This is a genomic window from Peptoanaerobacter stomatis, from assembly GCF_000238115.1.
Taxonomy (GTDB): domain Bacteria; phylum Bacillota; class Clostridia; order Peptostreptococcales; family Filifactoraceae; genus Peptoanaerobacter; species Peptoanaerobacter stomatis.
The window spans coordinates 23,165-44,508 of the sequence record NZ_JH414546.1; the positions used below are offsets into that span (position 1 = coordinate 23,165).

A 21,344-nucleotide genomic window follows, 5' to 3' on the forward strand; every position below is an offset into this window, starting at 1 on the left:
AAACCTATTAAAATTTTTTATTTATTTTTTCTTCTATAACGTCTTAGTACTACAAAACCGAATAATGATAATACAGATGTCATCATCAACGGTATTTCAGGGAATTCATTGCCTGTTTTAACAAGTTTACGAACTCCGAGAGGTACTCCATCTTCATCCACATATTCTACCGTTCCGTCAGGTTTTGTCTGCTTAGTATATGTTCCAAGCGGTACTCCGTCTTCATCTGATACTACTATATTATCAGGAGAATTCGGAGCATTCGGATTAGGTGTATCGTCGATTGGATAAGTCGGTACTGAAGGTGTCGGTCTTTCTCTGTCAGGTACAGTCGGTGGTGTCTGCGGATCGTTTGACGGTCCCGGAGGTGTAGGGTCCTCACCGCCTCCTCCACCAGGTGTTGTATTGTTACGAGTATTTACAAATTTTACAACAGCTCCGTTTTCAGTGATATCCCCGGTTACAGTTTTACCATTTACGTCATTAACTGTTGTAGTATATCCGTCTGATGATGTTACAGTTTCTTCAACACTATAAAATGAGCCTGATTCTATATCGCTTATAACTGCATACTCTTCATGTGCAAGTTGTATTGTTCCTCCACTTTTTATAGTACCTTGTCTAACTATAGCGCCATCACCATTTATCTTTTTAACTTCGTATTTATACTCCTCGTTTTCATTATCACCTATTTTAACAGCGAAATCAAATAGTTTTGTTGTATCAGCGGCATTACCTTCAACCCGTTTTTCTATTCTTAACTGTGAAGATTGAATTTTACGAGTATTTACAAATTTTACTGTTACATCATGCTCATTTTCAGTTATGGTTCCGCTTATTGTTCTACCGTTTTGTCCGTTAACCATAACAGTATAATTAGAATTCGATGCTTCCGTTACTTGATATGATGTTCCTAATTTTATACCTTCTATAAGTATATGTTCACCATGTCCGAGTTCTATAACAGTTTCCGTTCCGCCTGTTATTGTTTGATAAATATTTCCACTTTTATATTTATATATTTTATTAGGATTATCTCCTATTTTAACTGTAAATCTGAATTTTTCAGCTTTATCCGTATCAGAACCTACTACTTCTTTTTCTATTCTAAGTTGTCCGTGTGTAGTAGTTTCATTTATAAATTCAACTGAGTTTTCCAATAAATTAGCAGTAGTTATTTGACCTGATTTTTCTACTTCTTGAGGTTTGTATTCTTTATAATCAATCTCAGTTAATGTATATCTTATTCCTGCAGGAAGTTCTTTTATCTCTATTTGCTCACCGTCTTTTAATTTGAACTGCTCACCGTCTCCTATAGTTCCTGCCTCAGTTCCGTTTTTATAATACTTATACTTTTCATTTACTTGTGATTCATTTTCGCTTATAAATTTAACTGCAAAAGTAAATTCATCATCAGGATCCGACCATTTATCCCCTACTACTCTCTTATTTACAGAAAGTGATGCTGATGTCGTTTCAGGTGTAGGTGGAGGTGTTGGCGGCATTTTTTCATTTATTACGGTTATTACATTTTCATTTTGTACTATATTTGTATCGCCTTGTTCTTTTTCGACAACTGCTTTATATACGCCGTTATTTTGAGTAATATTAATATTATAAGTTTTATTAAGCTTAACATATCCTTGTGGAGCTTGAATTTCTTCAAGGATATATTTTCCTACGGTCAATTGTCCAAAAACCAATTCTCCGTTACTATCCGTTATTCTTGTTCTATTAATATTGCCATTTATTTGTTTTAAATTGAACTGTGCACCTTTTAACAAAGCTTTGTTCTTATCGGTCTTTATTATTTTTATTTGAGTAAGACCTTCAGAAGCACTTCCTCCGCCACTGCCACTTACTGTGAATTCATGTTTTACAGTAGGTATATCTGTGATTTTTCCGTCTTCTCCAAAAAGTGTAACCTCATTTTGAATTTTATCTACTTGACCGTTTACATCTGTAACATATATGAACTTATATTTTTTTGTATTATCAATAATATTTAATTTTAGGATATTTTTTTGATTATCATGATATTCCATAAATTTTTCCAGATCAGATTTTTCTGTATAAGTTTTATCCAATACAAATTTTTGAGAATTATCATCAAATATCCACTGCTCAACTTTATAATTCCCATCTTTAAAACTTAATTCTCCCGAAGGTTCCGTTCTGAATGACATTCCTGCTCCAAGCTTGTCTTCGATATACTTGACTTTCTTATCTTTTGCATAATAGTTGTCAGGATCATATTCCACTGTCCATGTCAAGTAACCTTTTTCGTCCATGTCTTCCTTGTCAACGGATTTTTTAAGGAATTCATTGCTTATATCAAAAAGCTGACTGTCTTGCGCTTTATTTTTTCCGATCCTAACTGTAGCCGTATTTTTAATAGGATCGACTTTTCTATTTACATATGCTTTGAAAGCGTCATCTGTAATCTTGGCTCTAAGCAAAATAACATACGGCTTATCTATTTTGTTAAAAGTGAATTTAACTGTATTATCTTTGAAGTCTGCTTTAAGAAAATCGGATGTGTCTCCTAAAAGCGTTTTAGCTTTTACAACTCCTCTTGTTCTTTTGATATTTTCATTTTTAATATTTTCGTAAGCTTCTTCATTATTATATGCTTCTCCTTCAAATATAAGGAATTGCTTACCCTGAATATCCTCAAACTTCCAGCCATCAGGCAATATATCCTCTAAAATGACATCTCCAATCAGGCTTTCACCTGTATGTTTTCCATTTTCATCTATTGTATTGTCCATACCTGATGCGTTTACGCTAAGTCTGAATATTACCGAATTTGTTTTCTTGTCAAATGCTATAGCTTTATTATCTATAGCTTTTTTAGTTGTATCATCGAATATATCCTGGTTAGCCAAATCTGATACATCTTGTCCTTCTTTTAACTTTTCAGCCAAATTTCTTGATACTGTGGCAGGCAATGCCTGTTTTGTAATCATCCTCGCATTATATTCAGGCCAAGATTCTGAAACTGCGACTTGTTTTTTGTCTTCAAACAGATGAACATAATTGGCTATACTTATTCTTCCGTCACCAAGCAACGTCTGATTGTCCGTTACCACAGTGTTAAAAGTGAAATTATAATCTTTTTTATTAGGGTCAAACCCATATATTTCGAGCAAATCTCCGACATATTCATCATTGGCATATATTTTATAAACTTTATGCTTAATAGTTTTATCGGAATTAAAACTTTCTTCCAAATATTTATTATATCTTATAAATTTCGGAACTATTTTTTTTCTTTCTGACAGCTTTGTAATATCAATACCATCTAAGCTCGTTATTTTTGTAATTCCGTCACGTATTTCATATTCCCCTTCTTTAAGCTTATAAATAGCATTTGGAGAATTTTTGAAAATTATCATGTCATATAAATAACTGCTTGTTTTAGGAGAGTACTTATCATATTCATACGCTTTTATATTCCATTTTATAGTTTGACCTATATAAGAGCCTTTATCTTTCTCAAAATCCTTAGTAAGTATAGTCTCTCCTATAGACATTGAGGCAAAATGTTCCACTATGAGCTTACCGTCTTTTCCCCATATTACACTTGCTACATTTTTAAAATCTCTTCTTTTTGTTTTTTCTAAATCTACATTAATACCGCCCGGATTTATCTTAGTTGTTATTGTAAATTTTATTTTAGCGTCTATATCGCCTATGGTATAGATAGAACCAACAGGTCGTATAGAAGTATCTTTTACTTCATATTTTTTTGTTTCTTTGTTCCATACTTCCAATTTTGAATGTGCAAACTCAAGATAACATTCTCCAAGCGTATCTTTAAGCAATTCATCTTTTATTTTCACATTTTCCAATGATTTGCCTTCATGATTAAACTCTATAGTCCAATCCACGTAGTAATAATCAGGATCTTCTCCTTTTTCTGAATCTCCTTTACGATACGGTCTTTTATGTCCATTTACATAATGACCTTTTATTACTTTCTTTTGAGTCCACATCTTGTCGATTTCAACTTCGCCTACAGCTTTATACTCTTCTTTGTCTTTTCTTATAAATGCAGTATTTGTCTTTGTAATTCTTTCAGATTCTTTTTTATCGTTTCTTAAATAAAAATCGTCAAATTTTATTTCAGTTTTAAACTCGATTACAATCGGTGTCGTACTACTATTATCAAATTTATATGTGAGAGGTTTTACTTTATTACCGTTTTTATCCGTTTCTATTTTATCCTTGTCAAATGTAGGTGTTTTTGACACTAATGCATCTTCCGTCTTGCCAACTTTAAAAGTGTCTTTTATATAGTCTCCTACATCAAACAAGTTATCATAAAATTCAAATCCGTCAAGAGATATTTGACCGAAATATTTATTTTTGTCGATAAATACTTTCCATGTTACGGTTTTATCATTATAATCGACTTTACCCTCTTTTCTCATAGATATACTTTTCTGTCCGGGTATAAGGTTGTATTTTTTCTTTAATATTTCTACAAATTTATTTCCTTGAGGAGTATTTGGATCATCAGCCTTTTCATCCAACTCAAAACTTGCATACAATTCGACTTCGACATTTTGACGTTCTTCAAATATATACTTGTCTCCATCGAACTGAAAATCCAAGACAACATTGTCACCTTCTTTTACAAATTTTGCAGTTCCTATTTTTCTGCCTGTATGATTCGGTCCCTTATCATCTTTTATTATAATAGGCTTATCTCCAATAGGATTTGTGACTTTAATACCTTTTCCAAGTTTTATTTTGGCAAAGTCACCTTGTTTGACATACTGCGGTTTACCATCAAGCTTAACCGGAACTTTAAAGTTTACATCCACCATAAATCCCTTATCCGCAATTATATTTTCACCTTCTTTGATTACTTTATTGTCCTGTTTTACAACAGTTTCAGGTTTTAAAATATCGGTTACGTCTTTACCTGTACCTTCCGCATAAGAGCTTTGCGGGACGGATATACTGCTTATGAGTAAAACAAGTGCCAATATAAAACTTCGCAATCTGCTTAATCGTGTCATAGGTCTCATCTTCACTCCTTCTTTCTTTTGTTTTAATACCATTATTTGATTAAAATTCCACAATTATAATACAAAACGGTTCTGTATTATGTTATAATTGATGCATGCAGTTTATAGTATTATGCTTTTTTACCAAATATCGGTATTGATTTAAGTAATTCAAGATTGTCAATTAACTGTTATATATATAACAAATTTTTACTATTTTTTTTCAACAATTTCATTTTCTTATTTTTTATGCCTCCTTTATTACGAAATTTATAGCAATATTATACCTATTTTAAACAATATATTTTATTTTTAAAAAACATATTATACACTGAAGCTGCCGTATTAACTGTGATATATAGGCATATATTACTTTTTATGCTGTATTGTTATGAATACCTCAAATTATACCGCCAATTGTTCAAATAATAAAGTGTTTTTTATATACAAACTGCGGTTTTAAATTTATTATGCAAGTTTTTGCAATATTATTAAGCGAGATCCCATAATTTTAATTATAAACAACCATGCTACAAATCATCATTATCTATTTTTATTTGGATATTCTTCAATCTTTCATATCTTATCACATTTTTTATAAATGTTAGTTATATTTACTTATTTTACAATAATACCACATTTTTATAATTTAATCAATATGTAAAATACAGAACCTATTTTATTTTTTTGTTTATAATTTTTTTATTAAAAGTTATATTCAAATTAGTCAAATGCAAATCAATTTTTATTAGAATCATTTAATATTTGCACAATATAAAAATTTAAAATATTTTTATTATTGTTATTTTGATATAATTTTGATACAATAACGATATAATAATGTTGTTGTATCAAAAAGGAGGAATCATTATGATTAATATTCGACCTGTGTCTGACTTAAGAAATAAATTCCCTGAAATTGAGGAAACCGTCATCAGCTCAAACTCTCCGGTATTCCTTACCAAAAACGGTTATGGAACAATGGTTTTAATGAGTATTGAGCAATACTCTGCACTTACTGATGACATAGAAAGAAAATTGGATGAAGCCGATTCTTTTTCAGAAAAAACCTCTATTCGTCTTCTTCAATCTGATATATTCGACAAAGTAAGGAGTAGAATCAATGAGTCGCAAGAACTATAAATTATCTTTCCTTCCTATGTTCGAAGATGATTTAAATGAGGTTGTAGACTATATTACTAATACTCTAAGCTCATCGCCTTGTAGATGACATTGAATTTGCTATTATAAAAAGACTAAAGATGCCACTTGCATTTTCACCATATCAATCATCAAAGCATAGAAAACACTCATACTATAGAATAAATATTCGTAATTTTTCTATTTTTTATGTTGTTATTGATAATACTATGGAGTTCGTAGGCTTCTCTACTCAAAATAAAATATATACGAATTGTTAAATTAATTTCAAAAAAAAGGCTTATTGTTAATTTATTATAAAATTTTCAACAGCCTTTTTTATTTTACAATTCTATTTCTATTGATACGGGGCAGTGGTCTGATCCCATTACATCTTGATGAATGCTTGCGGATTTTAATTTTTCTTTTAGTCTGTCAGATACGCAAAAATAATCTATTCTCCATCCTGCATTGTTCTTTCGTGCATTAAATCTATATGACCACCATGAATACTCATCCGTTTTATCGGGATAAATATATCTGAATGTGTCTATGAAGCCTGCATTTAAGAATATTGTGAATTTTTCTCTTTCTTCGTCTGAAAAACCCGGATTTTTACGATTGTTCTTTGGATTTTTCAGGTCTATTTCTTGGTGTGCAACATTCATATCTCCACATATTATAACCGGTTTTTTCTCATCCAATTTTTTAAAATATTCTCTGAAATCATCTTCCCACTTTTGTCTGTATGCAAGCCTTGCAAGCTCAGGTTGTGCGTTTGGAGTATATACTGTGGCTATATAATAATTTTCATATTCCAATGTTATGAGTCTACCTTCCATATCATGTTCTTCTATGCCTAAGCCGTAATGCACGTCTATAGGTTTATGTTTTGTATATATGGCTGTGCCTGAATATCCTTTTTTATTTGCATAGTTCCAATACTCATAATATCCGTCAAAATGAAGTTCTATTTGATTTTCTTGCAATTTTATTTCCTGCAAACAAAACGCATCTGCATCAAAGTTTTTGAATATATCTTCAAATCCCTTCTCTCTAACTGCTCTAAGTCCGTTTACATTCCACGATACAAATTTCATATGTTCTCCTGTTTTAAATTTTTTTAATTTATTTTTTATTAAATCATCTTAATTATTTATGCTTTTTCAATACTTTATATTAAAGCCCATTTAAATTAAGCTATGTTAAATATATTTAAGCATTATATTAAAAAGATATATATGTTTAATTAATTAGATATTAATATTTTTATCATTTATCGACATTTTTTGATCATAAAAAAATAATTATTAATTATTATATAATCAAAATTATAATATGTTTTTATAGTTTTGTGTCAATTTTGCAAACTCTTGTATTGTAAGTGTTTCTCCTCGTCTTTTGCTATCTATTTGTGATATTTCAAAAAGTTTTTCAAGTTTTTCTTTATCTGTCAAATCTTCATAGCCTGTAAGTGAATTTAATATGGTTTTTCTTCTTTTGGCAAAACTTCCTCTTACAAGTTTGAAAAACAAATCTTCATCTTCTATATCAACTTTTCTTTTTTCATTAACTGTTAATTTTATGACTAAAGAATCTACGTTCGGCTCGGGTATAAAAGAATTTTTAGGCACTTTGCAAATTATCTGTGTGTCACAATAATACTGTACTGCTATACTCAAGCTTCCATAATTTTTTGTAGAGTGCTGTGCGTTTATCCTGTTTGCAACTTCTTTTTGGAGCATCAAAACCATAACGCTTACATTTACCTTTTCTTCCAATATTTTCATTATTATTGGAGTTGTTATATAATATGGTAAATTTGCTACGACTTTGACTTTTTGATTTATGCCCAAGTTTTTTAACTCTTTGTTTATATCTATTTTTAATATGTCTTTGTTTATAATGTCTATATTTTGATAAGCTGACAAAGTTTCATTTAATATAGGCAAAAGATTTTTGTCAATTTCTACCGCTACAACTCTTTTTGCTCTTTCACATAATTTACTTGTAAGAGTACCTATGCCTGTACCTATTTCAATTACTACATCATCTTTTGTTATGTCTGCAGCTTCTATTATTTCGTTTAATATATTTTCATTTATCAAAAAAATTTTGCCCGAGAGATTTTGTCAGTTTAAAACCGTATTTTTGTATTATATTTTTTGTAATTTTTGCTGATGAAAGTTCAGTTTGCATTTTTATCCTCTTCTTCGTATTTTTGCAAGGCAAGTTCAAATTCTTCTCTTGTTATTTCAAAATTATTCAATCTGTATAAAAATTGTTTTGCATTTGAATATCCTATTCCGAGAAATTTACCTATATAATCCCTTTTTAATGAGGAATTTTCTCCTCCCTGAAGTTTGTTTTGCATCATATCATATATTGAAAATGTATCTGTTTTATCACTTCTAATACATCTTGCTTTTGTAAGTGCCTCTATAATCGAATCGGGTCTTGCATTTTCTACTCCTATGTCTCCGTCTTTCGTGCTTTGCTCTCTGGGTATGAATGCATGTTTACAATTTTGTTTTCCTGCAATTTTTTCTACTCTTTTTCTGATTGTTTCTCCTGCATAGTCTGAATCTGTAAGTATGATTATATTTCCTATTGTCGATGCTTTTTTTATAAGGTCTTGTGATTTTTTGTCAAGAGAATACCCGTTTGTCATTATCACTTGTGCATCTACAGCCTTCTTTACAGCTGAAACATCGTCTTTTCCTTCTACCACTATTATTTCTTTTATCTTTAATCTACACATTTTTCACTTCTTCTTTTTTCTGTTTAAAAATATATTCTCCAAATGATACAAAAAATATCAATGCACTTATTGCAAACAATACATAAAAATTAGCTCCTCTTGTCAGTACAAGTGCATCTGTAATAACATCTTTGCTGTAAACGGACAAAAATAAAAATTGAAACAACTTTTCGCTAACTCCGATAGCTCCCGGTAAGGGTAAAGATGATACGGACACATAAGCCAAAGCCTGTAAAAATATTATCCTATAATATGCAAGATTATTAAAGCCAAGCGATCTGTATACTATATATGATATAGTGTAAAGCACTGTTACTTGAATTGTTGTAGTAAGCAATATTATGGATACGAGTTTTTTATTTTTCTTTATGAATATAGAGCTGTTTCTGTAATCATCAAGACCTTTATTTATAATATTTTTCTTATCATCTTTTTCGCTTAACGGTAATTTATTTATTGCAAAAAAAGCAATTCTTCTTATAAATTTTATAAATCTTTCAGAGAATATTGCAAAAACTATAAACAAGAATATTAACAGGTTTATAAATATTCCAAGATATATTATCCAAACATTTAATCCTTTTTTTGAAAATATATAATCATAATTGTAATAAAATCCTATAACTGCCATAATTACAGTTACAAATTGATACACACAAAGTTCTATCATCAATATAAGGCTTGAATGGGATATTTTTATATTGTCTTTTTTCATAATTAATACCTGCATAGGTTGACCACCTGTTGCAGATGGAGTAAGACCGCTAAAAAAATATCCTGAAAATGCATATCTTGCCGTTCTTAATATGTCGGTCTTATATCCATATGAGTTCAACATATTCTTAGTATTGAATGCCTCACATAATATATAGATTATTGACAGGACTATAGAAAACACAAGTAATTTTCCATCCGCATTTTTTATAGCTTTGAATATATCTTTACTTGTAAAGCCTGTTATGAGATATTTGAAGGTTATAAATATCAACAATGCCATTATAATAATATTTCTTGGCACATTTTTAATAATCTTGTTGTTCATATTTCCTCTTTATGCACTTATAAGATAATCATAGTTTATAATATTTTTGTTTCTCTTGCCTAATTAAACAACTGACTAAATATTTATTGAAATTATAGAAAAAATTATTTAATAATATTAGTATAACTTCAATCCTGCTGATAAAGTTATTCCATTTCCTTTGAAATTTTCAGCTATTATATTGTCTTCGCTGAGAATCTTGGCACAGGAGAGCGACACAGAGTCTACACCTGTTATACTTTTTACAAAATCGTTCTTAGGTATATCGTTATAATACCTGCTTGCAATAATTTCATCTGATGTAAAAGTTATAAATTCTATGCCTAATTTTTCTGCCAAATTTATTATGCTTTGCTCGTTTCTTTTTATATCTATACTGCCTATCTTTGCAATGGATGTCATATCTATATTGTTGTCAAACAAATATTTCATAAGTGTCTGTTTAATTATATCATAAGGTGTATTTTTTTTACAACCTATGCCTATATATATACATTTAGGTGTTATTTTTGCATAGTTTTGCAAATATTCCAATCCTGTTTTTTTTCTATATGTTATATGAATTATAAATTCATTTTTTTTATAAATTCCATTTTCTTCAAATTTATTTTTTTCAAAATCAATATCATTTTTTATACATAGATTATCTGCTAATTTAATTTTTTTATAATTTATCAAAGTAAAACCTCTTAAATCAACATCTTTAGGAAGACTAACATCACTTAAAAGATATACTTTGTCATCATTTGCAAGCTTATAATTTATATTTTTGTATAATTCTCTGTCTTCATCTTTATATGCCTTTAATCTTAATGCTATATTATCAATAGCACCTTTATAATTTATATCTGTAGCAGTTGTTATTACAGGAAACGCTCCTGTTTTTTCCCCTATATATCTGCATATTTCATTTGCTCCGCCTATATGACCGCTCAAAAGAGATATTGCAAATGTCAACTTTTCATCACATACTATTATTGCAGGGTCTACTGCTTTATCCTTTATATGTCTCGCTATATGTCTTATTACTATACCTGTTGCCATTATAAATATTATTACTTTGTATTTTTCAAAAATTTCATCCATCAGTATATCAAGTTTTTGATAAAATATTGTTTTATCATATTTTTGTTTTTCTCTGTGTTTTTCCATAATGTACACATCTGCATTTTCAAATATATCTGATAGTTTATATGCCGGTTGTATTGATTTTTCAGTAAGGCTTATTATGGCTACTTCTGTATTCATGAGAAAACCCTCTATCGTAAAGTTTGGAGTTATTATATTCATTTCCAAGAAAATTTCCGACAAGTATAAGTGCTGTTTTTGTTATATTTGCCTGTTTTGTTTTTTCAGCTATATCACTTAGCTTTCCTACAACTTTTTTTTCATCTTCCCAAGTGGCTTTGTATATAACTGTGCATGGTGTATCCATACTGTAACCTCCATCTGAAGTCAACTGCTCTACAACTTGCTCTATTTTATCTACTGACAGAAATATTACCATAGACGTCTGATGCTTTGCAAATTCTCTCAAACTCTCTTTTTCAGGTACAGGTGTTCTTCCTGATTGCCTTGTTATTATTAAACTCTGTGATATTTCAGGCACTGTATATTCCACTTTAAGTGAAGATGCCGCTCCTAAAAATGAGCTGACTCCGGGTATGAGCTCATATTCTATATTCAATTTGTTAAGCGCTTCTATTTGTTCTCGTATAGAACCATATATAGAAAAATCACCTGTTTGTAACCTTACTACATATTTTTTAGCTTTTACGTTTTTATCTATCACATCAATTATTTCATCAAGATTCATAACGGCAGAGTCATATTTTATACAACTGTCTTTGCAATAATCAAGTAATTCATGATTTATTAGAGAGCCTGTATATATTACTACATCTGCATTTTTAAGTCTTTTATATCCTTTAAGAGTTATAAGTTCCTTATCTCCGCTACCCGCTCCAACAAATGAGATATAATGGTTCATGCTATACGTCACCTACTTCTAAAAATATTAAATTAGAAATTATTTCTTAATAAATTAAAACCATATAAATTATAATATCTTTTAAATATTTTGACTTTTTACAGTATTTTCTTCTGCTTGAGTAAAATTTTTATTTATCAATATAGTAGTAAGATACTCTTCATTTTTTTTGTCAAAAATTTCTTCACCTTGTAATATGATTTCATTTTCAAGTGATGCGTTGCTTACAACAATAGTGTTTTCTTGCAAATTATATTTTTTTATGAGCGATATTATATCGTTATAGTTTTTATATGCTTTCATTATCACAATAGAGTCAAAAGAAATTATATATTCCTCCAATTTTTGAATACTCGTAGTGGCAGGCACAACTACAAATGCATTATCATCAAAAGCTATCGGAAAATTGGTTTTACTCGCAACATCCACAAATGACGGTATACCGGATACAGTTATTATATCTATTTCATCTTTAAGTTTTCTTAAAATATATATAAATGTAGAATATATCATTGCGTCGCCTATTGTTACAAAACCCACTTCTTTGCCGAGCTGTACGTCTTTTTTTATCTCGTCTGCTATCTCGTCAAATACAACTTCGAGCTTTTGTTTATCTCTTATCATCGGAAAATGCCTGTTTTTTATTTGGACGTCATCCCTTATATATTTTTTTGCTATTGTATAGGCTATACTTGTGTTATCATTTTTTGATGTAGGACAATAGAGTATATCTATTTTTTGTAGAGTTTCCACAGCTTTTAAGGTCAAACTACTGTTATCTCCAGTACCTACACCTATTGCATATAATTTAGACATTCTTTACCTCTTGTTTTTATAGTAATTTATAAATCAATTATGTCAGCCTTTTAAAAACTTATGCCGATAATCCCATATGGACAATACATAATTTATATTTTTTTACAACTTATCACAAACACAGGATTGAGCGGTTTAAGATATTTATACCTTGCCAAATTTTCAAGTTTATTAACAGAAAGCTGACAACCTTTAATATCTATAAGATTCTGATTTTCCTCTATCGCTTTTAAAGTATCGTAAAAATTCTCCAAAGTTATGAAATTAAGCACCATTGTACCGTTTTTTTCTAACAAATTGCCTGCCCAGTCTATTATCTCTTTTACATTTCCTTTGCTACCTCCAATAAATACGGCATCAAATTCGACATCTAATTCACAGGGTGCTTTTTCTTTCAGCAATTTTATTCTATTTTGTATATTGCCATATCTTTGTTCAAAACTTTCTATGTTCATAAGAGTTGTAGCATAGGCTTTGTCATCAGTTTCTATTGCAGTTACAAGTATATCGGGATTTTGCATAAGAGCTTCTATACTTATCGTACCTGTGCCTGAGCCGACATCCAAAATATTTTTTTTACTCGTTATATCTAAATATCCCATTGTAACATATCTTATTTCTTCTTTAGTCATTGGAACTTTTTCATTTTTTATAAACTCTTTATCATTCATAAGTCTGTTCCTTTTTATTATAATAAAAACATTTTATACTAAACACTATTAAAAAAAATATAATTGATTATTTTCGAAAAAGTATAACATTTTAAGACTACGATTATATTATACTTTTGAATTAGTGTTTAGTATAAATAAAGTCTATTTTGAATTAAAATCCAAATGTTATTTGGTTTGTTGCCGACAAACTGTCTATACAACCGCTGTCTATGAGCTCTTGAACAACAGTTTTTGATATACCAGTTCTGTTTTTTAAATCTTCTATTGATATGAACTCTCTTATTCTACCTTCTTGATATATTTTTTCTGCTACTACGTCTCCCAATCCTTGTATTGATAAAAATGGTGGTATCAAATCCCCGCTTTCGTCAAGCTTGAATTTTTTTGCATCAGATTTATATAAATCTACTTTTTTCAGTTTTATACCTCTTTGATACATTTCATATGCGACTTCAAGTACACTGAGCAGACCTTGCTCTTTTGTAGTAGCACTTTTTCCGAGCATATTTATTTCTTTTATCTTTTTCAATATTTCTTCTTTGCCTTTTGATATTATATTGGCATTAAAATCAAGCACTTTCGTTGTAAAATATGTGGCATAAAATGCTGAAGGATAATATATCTTGTAATACGCTATTCTGAATGAAAGCATAACATAGGCTGCGGCATGTGCTTTTGGAAACATATACTGTATTTTTTTGCAGGAGTCTATATACCAATCAGGCACTTTATTGTCCACCATATCTTTTTCATATTCTTCTGTAAGTCCTTTACCTTTTCTTACATTTTCCATTATTTTAAATGATGTCTTTGGTTTTAATCCTTTTAATATAAGATAATTCATTATATCATCTCTTGTACATATTACTTCTTTTAGTGTGGCTATATTATTTCTTACCAAATCTTGTGCATTGCCTACCCATACGAGTGTTCCGTGAGAAAGTCCTGATATTCTTATAAGCTCTCCCAGTGTTGTGGGCTTTGTATCTATAAGCATCTGTCTTACAAATTTTGTACCGAATTCGGGTATTCCAAGTGTTCCTGTTATGCAATCAATTTCTTCTAAGCTACAACCAAGTGATTTTGTTCCTGAAAATAATTCCATAGTTGCTTTATCGTCAAGGGGCACGTCTGTTCCGTTGGTATTTGTAAATTCTTCGAGTTGTTTTATAATTGACGGACCGTCGTGTCCGAGTATGTCAAGTTTTAATATCCTACCGCTTATTGAATGATAGTCGAAATGTGTTGTGAGTGTTCCTGATTTTTTATCATTTGCAGGGTATTGTATCGGTGAAAAGTCATATATATCTTTATAATCGGGTACTACCATTACACCGCCCGGATGTTGACCTGATGTTCTCTTTACTCCTACACAATAATTTTGCAGAATTTCTATATATGGAATAGAAAATTTTTCATTATATATTTCTTCGTATTTTTTTATAAAACCGAAAGCTGTTTTGTCTGCAACTGTACCTATTGTTCCTGCTCTATACACATAATCTTCTCCGAAAAGCTCTTGAGTGTATTTATGTGCATTTGGTTGATATTCTCCTGCGAAGTTAAGGTCTATATCTGGTTCTTTGTCTCCTTCAAATCCCAAAAATGTTTCAAACGGTATATCAAATCCGTCTTTTATATATTTTTCACTGCAAACAGGGCAATTTTTATCAAGCATATCTGCTCCTGTTGCGTATGAGCCGTCTGTTATAAATTCGCTGTGTTTACATTTTGGGCATATATAATGTGGCGGAAGTGCATTTACTTCTGTTATATCACTCATATATGCAGCAAGTGATGAGCCTACTGAGCCTCTTGAGCCTACAAGATAGCCGTCTGACAATGATTTTGTAACTAATTTTTGGGCTATTATATACATAACCGCATAACCGTTTGTTATTATGGAGTTAAGTTCTTTTTCAAGTCTTTTTTCTACTATTTCCGGTAAATTATCTGAGTATATTCTTTTTGCTTTTTTATAGCACATTTCTCTAAGTTCAACATCTGAGCCTTCTATAATGGGTGGAAAGGTTCCTTCAGGTACTGGTATCACTTCTTCAATCATTTCTGCTATTTTATTTGTGTTTTCTATTACTATTTTTCTTGCAATATCTTCTCCAAGGTATGAGAATTCTTCAAGCATTTCGTCTGTTGTTCTTAATTGCAGGTCGTCGTTTGCATTTTCATCACGTTTTTTTATAGAGGCTTTTAAAATTTTTCTGTATAACTGTTCTTTTTCATCAAGATAATGCGAGTTTGATGATGCTATAACTATTTTATTTTTCCTTTGTGCTATATCTAATATTTTTTTGTTTATATCTTTTATTTCGTCAAAATCTTTTACTCTTCCTTCTATTACAAGTCCTCGCATTGTAGTTGCAGGATTTATCTCTATATAGTCATAAAAATCTACTAAATTTTCTATTTCTTCTATGGAATTATTACTAAGTATTGCTGAAAATATATCACTTTCATAAAATCCTGAGCCTATGAACAAATTTTCTCTTAATGCTTTTAATTCAGATTTTGGTAAAGTAGGTGTAGTTCCTTGCAGATATTTTATATGTGCAAGTGAAACCAATTTATATAAATCTTTTATACCTGTTTGATTTTTTGCAATTACTACTGCATTTGTAGGCCTTATCTTGCTTACATCTATGCTTTTTATCTTGTTATTTATATCGTTGAAATTCTCTATATCCATATTTTTGAGTTTTTCTATGAATTTCAAAAATATATGTGCTGTAGCTGTGGCGTCATCTACTGCTCTATGGTGATTTTCGAGCGAAATATCAAGTTCTTTTGCAATAGTGTTGAGCTTGTGATTTTTAAGCTCTGTCATTATAAGCCTTGACAATACAAGCGTATCTATTGCATCAAAATCATAGTCCAATTTTTGCTCAAATGACTTTTCTCTGATAAAACCTGTATCAAAATCCGAGTTATGTGCAACAAGTACACTTCCGCTACAAAATTCCAAGAAATTCGGCAACACTTCTTCTATAAAGGGTTTATCTACAACAAGCTCGTCTGTTATGCCTGTGAGTTTTTGTATCTTTTCGGGTATCGGTCTTTTAGGATTTATAAGCTGTGAAAATGTGTCCACTATCTCACAATTTTTTATTTTTACAGCCCCTATTTCCGTAATCGCATCATTTTTATTGGAAAAACCTGTTGTTTCTATATCGAACACAACATATTCATCATTAAAATCGGCTGTTTTTCTAACTTTTATGTGTTCCTGTGTATCTTCAGTTATATAAAATTCACAGCCATATATAGGTTTTATACCTTGTTTGTTGGCAACTTCCATAATTTCAGGATAGGCTTGTACAACTGCATGGTCAGCTACGCCTATCGCTGTATGTCCATAACCTTTTATTCTTTTAATCAACTCTTTTACAGAGGTTAAACCGTCCATTTGTGACATGGTAGTATGTGAATGCAGTTCCACCATTTTTTCAGGCGACAAATCTTTTTTTACTATTTTTATGAGTTCTTGACTTTTTTGAACGTTCATCATAAAGTCTTTTTTGTACTGGTCGTATTCCACTTTGCCTGATGCTTTTATATACTGACCGTTTGACAACATATCGCTGTCGCCGTTTTTTTCATTTATAAACCTTTTACAATAAATGGCGTCCGTATCATCACCTATTATAAAAGTTATCATAGTTTTATTGTTCTTCAAAACCTTCTTTTCTACATTAAATACTTCACCTGTTATTATAACATTGTCAAATTCACCTTTTATCTGTGATATAGGCACGCTTTCACCTTTTATCTCAACTTTTTTAGGTGCATCTTGAGTTTTTTGTTTTTCCTGTTTTACTTCTTTCATGTTAATGAGATTTGCTGTAATATTTGTATTTTCAAGTTCTTGATTCTTTTCATACTCCTGCATATCTATTTCTTCTTCGTCCAATATTATGTTGGCTGTTATATCAAGGTTTATCTGATTTTTTATAATTTTATTCAACACATTTTTAGCATCTTTTTTCATCAACAAATTATATATTGCGGATTTTACTATGGTTATATCGTAGCAATTATTTTCTTTATTGTAATTGATTAAAAGATGTCCGTTGAGCTCTTTCGTGGAAGGAAACGTCTCATTTATTCTGACTCGCAGGATATTTTCATATCTTTTCAACTTATCCGTATCATCTGATGATATTTTATAGCTTGATATTATCTCTAATTCGTTTAAAGACAATTTTTCTTTGATCTGTGCAGTTTTTTCCACTATAATCTCTTCTTTTATGAAATCATCAGATGTTACATAAATTTCTATTTTATTTAATTTTTTATGATATTTTATCTGCTCTATCACTATATAATTAGGAAAAATATTACTCATCTCATCAGTTCCTTTGAATATATATTTAAAATTATGATATTTATTTTTTTACTCAACTTTATAATATAAATGTCATTAAATTTTTGCTTTTTTATTATATCATAAATTCTAAAATTTTTTTATTCTTTATTCTTTCCGTATTTCATTATGAATACTATAGACATAAGACTTACAATCATTTCTGTTAATGTATATGAACCCCACATTCCTCTTATCATAAATATGCTTGAAAGATATATGGAAAGCGGCACTATTATTATGATACCTCTTAATATTGAAATTATAAATGATATTCTCGGTTTTTCCATGGCTTGCATTGATGTTGCTGTAATCATATTAATCCCTGTAAAAGGAATGGACAAAAAATAGATTGTTATTCCCTCAACAGCCATTTTTAAAAGGGTTGCGTCTTTATTTGAATTGAACAGATTTGTCAAAAATTCGGCATTAATATACATATATGCGTATAAGATTACAGAAATAATAATCTCCGTAATTATAGCAAGTTTGATTATATAGCTTATGGATTTAAAATCTTTTTTTGCATAATTTTCACTTATTATAGGCTGTATGCCGTTACCTACACCGTTGAATATCGCAACAACTACAAGTGCTATATTAGCAACAACTCCATACGCAGCCACACCTACATTGGAGGAATATTTCAAAAGTATAAGATTAAATACAATTATTACCACACTTGATGAAATTTCATTTATAAGCGACGATATCCCAAGTGATGACAGATAAAAAAACTCTTTCAATTTTATTTTTGTCTTTTTTAATTTAAAACTGTTTTTTCTAAACATAAAATGTGTAGACAGTATAGCTATGCCTACAATCGGTGATATTCCTGTCGCAATTGCCGCTCCGAACATACCCATATCAAACGGAAATATAAATATATAGTCAAACACAGTATTTACAATACTGCTCATAATTACAGACTTCATAGAAAGCGACGGATGATTGTCGTTACGAATGAAACTAATCAGTAAGCTGTTTATCATAAATGCAGGTGTAAAAATAAGTATTACTTTTAAATAGGTCGTTGACAAGTCAAGCACAGTATCCCTCGCACCCATTATATAAGCTATATCCGATGCAAAAAATAAACCTGTAAGCAAAAAAATAGACGAAAGAAGCAGAGCAAAAAACACGCCTTTGCTGAATATACTACATTTAAGCTCATAATCATCAAAACCGATTTTAAACCTTGTTCCGAAACCGACACCTATCATATTGGATATAGCAAACATAAAACCATATGCGGGCAATGCTATATTTAAAGCTGCAAGTCCGTCACTTCCACACCCGTTTGCAATAAAAAAAGTGTCTGCAAGTATGTAAAAAGACAAACCCATCATACTCATAATATTGAACGACACATACTTAAAAAATTTATTTCTTATTTGTTTCATAAAAAAACTCTTTCATATAAATTAAATTCATTATAATAATCATTTTTATATTATATATTACAAAAAAAACATATACTTTCTTACAAAATAAAAAAATAGTATTTTAGCCAACTTTCAGTTAATTTTACAGATTAATATTTAATGATATTTTAAAAAGAAAAAAAATTCAACTATTAATTGAATTATTTTTTGTAAAATTGCAAAAATAATGTTATAATTTAAAATTATACCCAATATCAATATATACTTATCAACAAGATTTTTTTATAAAAAATTTATATATAAATGGAGGAAAATAATGTCAATTTTACAACAAATACAAGAAAGTATGAAAAAAAACAATGTCCATTACTATATAATCCCGACAAATGATTATCATCAAAGTGAATATGTTTCTGACTTTTTCAAATTGAGAGAATTTGTATCAGGCTTTAACGGTTCAGCAGGCACACTTGTAATAGAGCAGGAAAGAGCAGGTTTATGGACTGATTCAAGATATTTTTTGCAAGCAGAATCACAACTGCCTAAAGAAATCACACTACATAAACTTGGAAGCGATGAAAGTTCAGATTTTCCGGCATATATTGCAGAAAATATAAAAGTCGGTCAAGCAATAGGATTCGATGCCAAATGTATAAGCACTTCTCTTGGAAAACACCTCTTATCCATTGCAGAAAAGAAAAACGCAAAAATATTATTAGATGTCTACTTCGCTGATGAATTGTGGAAGGAAAGACAAGCACTTCCTAAAAATACAGCATATTTTTTAAACGATGATATAACAGGGGAAAATATAAGCTCAAAAATCAAATATATTACAGATATGATGAAAGAACATAAATGCAACTATACTGCACTTACCAAACTTGATGATATAGCATATCTATTGAATATGCGAGGCACAGACGTTACTTATAACCCTGTATTTTATTCATATGTGTGTATAGAACTCAGCGAGGATTTCAATAATTACACAGTAAAATTATATATAGATGATGAAAAATTAAAAGAAGATACAAAAAAATATCTGAGCGAAAACAACATACAAATACTTCCATATGAAAATATATATGATGAAATAAAACTTATAAAAAATAAAAATATATTGTTGGACGAATCGGCACTCAACTTTATGCTTTACGCAGATATAGATGACACAAACTCAATTGTTGATATACCAAGCCCTATCACATCAAAAAAAGCCATAAAAAATGATACTGAACTTAAAAATGCTATATATTATCATAAAATTGATGCAGTTGCCGTTATAAAGCTCATTCATTATGTCAAAACAAATATCAAAAAAACAGATATGAGCGAAATAAGTGTCTCCGATAAATTGGAAGAATTCAGAAGACAATGTGATAAATGTGTAGATTTAAGTTTTGATACAATATCAGGATACAAAGATCATGGTGCAATAGTTCATTACAGTGCAACTGAGGAAACTAATTATAAATTAGAGCCAAAGTCTATACTCTTACTTGATTCAGGTGCTCAATATTTAGGTGCAACAACAGATATAACAAGAAGCATTTCACTCGGTACACCTACAGATACAGAAAAATTTGACTTTACTACTGTACTTAAAGGTCATTTGGCATTATCCAATGCAGTTTTTCCTGAAAATACAACAGGAAGTCAATTAGACACCATCGCAAAAGAGCCTATATGGAGAGAACACCTGAACTTTTTCCACGGAACAGGTCATGGAGTCGGAGCTTTTTTAAATGTACACGAAGGTCCTATGAGAATATCAGGAACTTATAACAATGTCGGCTTCAAACGCGGCATGATAGTATCAAACGAACCCGGACTATACAGAGCAGGTCATCACGGTATAAGAATAGAAAATCTTGTATACGCAGAATTTGATAAGGAAACGGAATTCGGCAAATTTTTAAAATTTATTGATTTGACACTCGTTCCAATCGATCTTGACTTGGTAGATGTCAATTTACTCAACAGTCAAGAAAAACTTTGGCTAAACAACTATCACAAAAAAGTGTTTGACGAGATAAGTCCATTCATAGAAGATAACGAACTCAAAGAATTTTTAAAACAACAAACAAGAGAAATATAGTAATCATCTTAAAAATAGTGTCTTATTCGGCACTATTTT

At 30.0% G+C, this 21,344-nt stretch carries 12 protein-coding genes and 1 pseudogene; 2 read left to right on the forward strand and 11 right to left on the reverse strand.

What is annotated here, in order from left to right; all coding sequences use genetic code 11:
* Positions 1-17: 17 nt before the first annotated feature.
* Positions 18-5,039, reverse strand: a complete 5,022-nt coding sequence (locus HMPREF9629_RS00070) for a prealbumin-like fold domain-containing protein (RefSeq protein ID WP_009524251.1) — start codon at positions 5,037-5,039, stop codon at positions 18-20.
* 867 nt (positions 5,040-5,906) lie between these two features.
* Between HMPREF9629_RS00070 and HMPREF9629_RS00075 the strand changes: the two genes are divergently transcribed.
* A complete protein-coding gene (locus HMPREF9629_RS00075) occupies positions 5,907-6,161 on the forward strand; it encodes a type II toxin-antitoxin system Phd/YefM family antitoxin (RefSeq protein WP_330367794.1) in 255 nt (84 codons plus the stop codon).
* A gap of 341 nt (positions 6,162-6,502) precedes the next feature.
* Here the strand turns inward: HMPREF9629_RS00075 and HMPREF9629_RS00080 are convergent, their stop codons facing one another.
* The 10 genes and pseudogenes from HMPREF9629_RS00080 to HMPREF9629_RS00125 form a co-directional block, all read right to left on the reverse strand.
* Positions 6,503-7,258, reverse strand: a complete 756-nt coding sequence (locus HMPREF9629_RS00080) for an exodeoxyribonuclease III (RefSeq protein ID WP_009524253.1) — start codon at positions 7,256-7,258, stop codon at positions 6,503-6,505.
* 231 nt (positions 7,259-7,489) lie between these two features.
* Positions 7,490-8,357, reverse strand: a pseudogene (rsmA, locus tag HMPREF9629_RS00085) (16S rRNA (adenine(1518)-N(6)/adenine(1519)-N(6))-dimethyltransferase RsmA).
* Complete coding sequence (rnmV, locus tag HMPREF9629_RS00090; protein ID WP_009524256.1) at positions 8,347-8,919, reverse strand: ribonuclease M5; 573 nt, start codon at positions 8,917-8,919, stop codon at positions 8,347-8,349. The pseudogene rsmA and the gene rnmV overlap by 11 nt, the downstream one beginning before the upstream one ends.
* A complete protein-coding gene (locus tag HMPREF9629_RS00095) occupies positions 8,912-9,961 on the reverse strand; it encodes a lysylphosphatidylglycerol synthase transmembrane domain-containing protein (RefSeq protein ID WP_009524257.1) in 1,050 nt (349 codons plus the stop codon). Before HMPREF9629_RS00095 ends, rnmV begins: the two co-directional genes overlap by 8 nt.
* 117 nt (positions 9,962-10,078) lie before the next feature.
* The gene (locus HMPREF9629_RS00100) at positions 10,079-11,209 is read right to left on the reverse strand and encodes a cobalt-precorrin 5A hydrolase (protein ID WP_009524258.1); all 1,131 of its coding nucleotides are present in this window, start codon (positions 11,207-11,209) and stop codon (positions 10,079-10,081) included.
* Positions 11,175-11,951 carry a cobalt-precorrin-4 methyltransferase gene (locus HMPREF9629_RS00105; protein ID WP_009524259.1) on the reverse strand — a complete coding sequence of 259 codons (777 nt, stop codon included), beginning with the start codon at positions 11,949-11,951 and terminating at the stop codon, positions 11,175-11,177. The genes HMPREF9629_RS00100 and HMPREF9629_RS00105 overlap by 35 nt, the downstream gene beginning before the upstream one ends.
* 81 nt (positions 11,952-12,032) lie before the next feature.
* Positions 12,033-12,767: a precorrin-2 C(20)-methyltransferase gene (gene cobI / locus HMPREF9629_RS00110; protein WP_009524260.1), complete on the reverse strand. Its 735-nt coding sequence runs from the start codon at positions 12,765-12,767 to the stop codon at positions 12,033-12,035.
* Between the two features lie 92 nt (positions 12,768-12,859).
* A complete protein-coding gene (cbiT, locus tag HMPREF9629_RS00115; protein WP_009524261.1) occupies positions 12,860-13,438 on the reverse strand; it encodes a precorrin-6Y C5,15-methyltransferase (decarboxylating) subunit CbiT in 579 nt (192 codons plus the stop codon).
* A 154-nt stretch (positions 13,439-13,592) separates the two neighbouring features.
* Positions 13,593-17,801: a PolC-type DNA polymerase III gene (locus tag HMPREF9629_RS00120; protein ID WP_009524262.1), complete on the reverse strand. Its 4,209-nt coding sequence runs from the start codon at positions 17,799-17,801 to the stop codon at positions 13,593-13,595.
* Between the two features lie 119 nt (positions 17,802-17,920).
* Positions 17,921-19,222 carry an MATE family efflux transporter gene (locus HMPREF9629_RS00125; RefSeq protein ID WP_009524263.1) on the reverse strand — a complete coding sequence of 434 codons (1,302 nt, stop codon included), beginning with the start codon at positions 19,220-19,222 and terminating at the stop codon, positions 17,921-17,923.
* Between the two features lie 298 nt (positions 19,223-19,520).
* Between HMPREF9629_RS00125 and HMPREF9629_RS00130 the strand changes: the two genes are divergently transcribed.
* Entirely contained in the window at positions 19,521-21,305 is a 1,785-nt protein-coding gene (locus HMPREF9629_RS00130) for an aminopeptidase P family protein (RefSeq protein WP_009524264.1), read from the forward strand.
* Positions 21,306-21,344 lie beyond the last annotated feature (39 nt).

Bases quoted from the DNA above. Each gene is read 5' to 3' on its own strand.
- HMPREF9629_RS00125 (WP_009524263.1), bottom strand. From the start codon at position 19,222: ATGAAACAAATAAGAAATAAATTTTTTAAGTATGTGTCGTTCAATATT.
- HMPREF9629_RS00130 (WP_009524264.1), top strand. From the start codon at position 19,521: ATGTCAATTTTACAACAAATACAAGAAAGTATGAAAAAAAACAATGTC.
- HMPREF9629_RS00095 (WP_009524257.1), bottom strand. From the start codon at position 9,961: ATGAACAACAAGATTATTAAAAATGTGCCAAGAAATATTATTATAATG.
- HMPREF9629_RS00100 (WP_009524258.1), bottom strand. From the start codon at position 11,209: ATGAATACAGAAGTAGCCATAATAAGCCTTACTGAAAAATCAATACAA.
- cobI (WP_009524260.1), bottom strand. From the start codon at position 12,767: ATGTCTAAATTATATGCAATAGGTGTAGGTACTGGAGATAACAGTAGT.
- HMPREF9629_RS00105 (WP_009524259.1), bottom strand. From the start codon at position 11,951: ATGAACCATTATATCTCATTTGTTGGAGCGGGTAGCGGAGATAAGGAA.
- HMPREF9629_RS00080 (WP_009524253.1), bottom strand. From the start codon at position 7,258: ATGAAATTTGTATCGTGGAATGTAAACGGACTTAGAGCAGTTAGAGAG.
- rnmV (WP_009524256.1), bottom strand. From the start codon at position 8,919: ATGTGTAGATTAAAGATAAAAGAAATAATAGTGGTAGAAGGAAAAGAC.
- HMPREF9629_RS00120 (WP_009524262.1), bottom strand. From the start codon at position 17,801: ATGAGTAATATTTTTCCTAATTATATAGTGATAGAGCAGATAAAATAT.
- cbiT (WP_009524261.1), bottom strand. From the start codon at position 13,438: ATGAATGATAAAGAGTTTATAAAAAATGAAAAAGTTCCAATGACTAAA.
- HMPREF9629_RS00070 (WP_009524251.1), bottom strand. From the start codon at position 5,039: ATGAGACCTATGACACGATTAAGCAGATTGCGAAGTTTTATATTGGCA.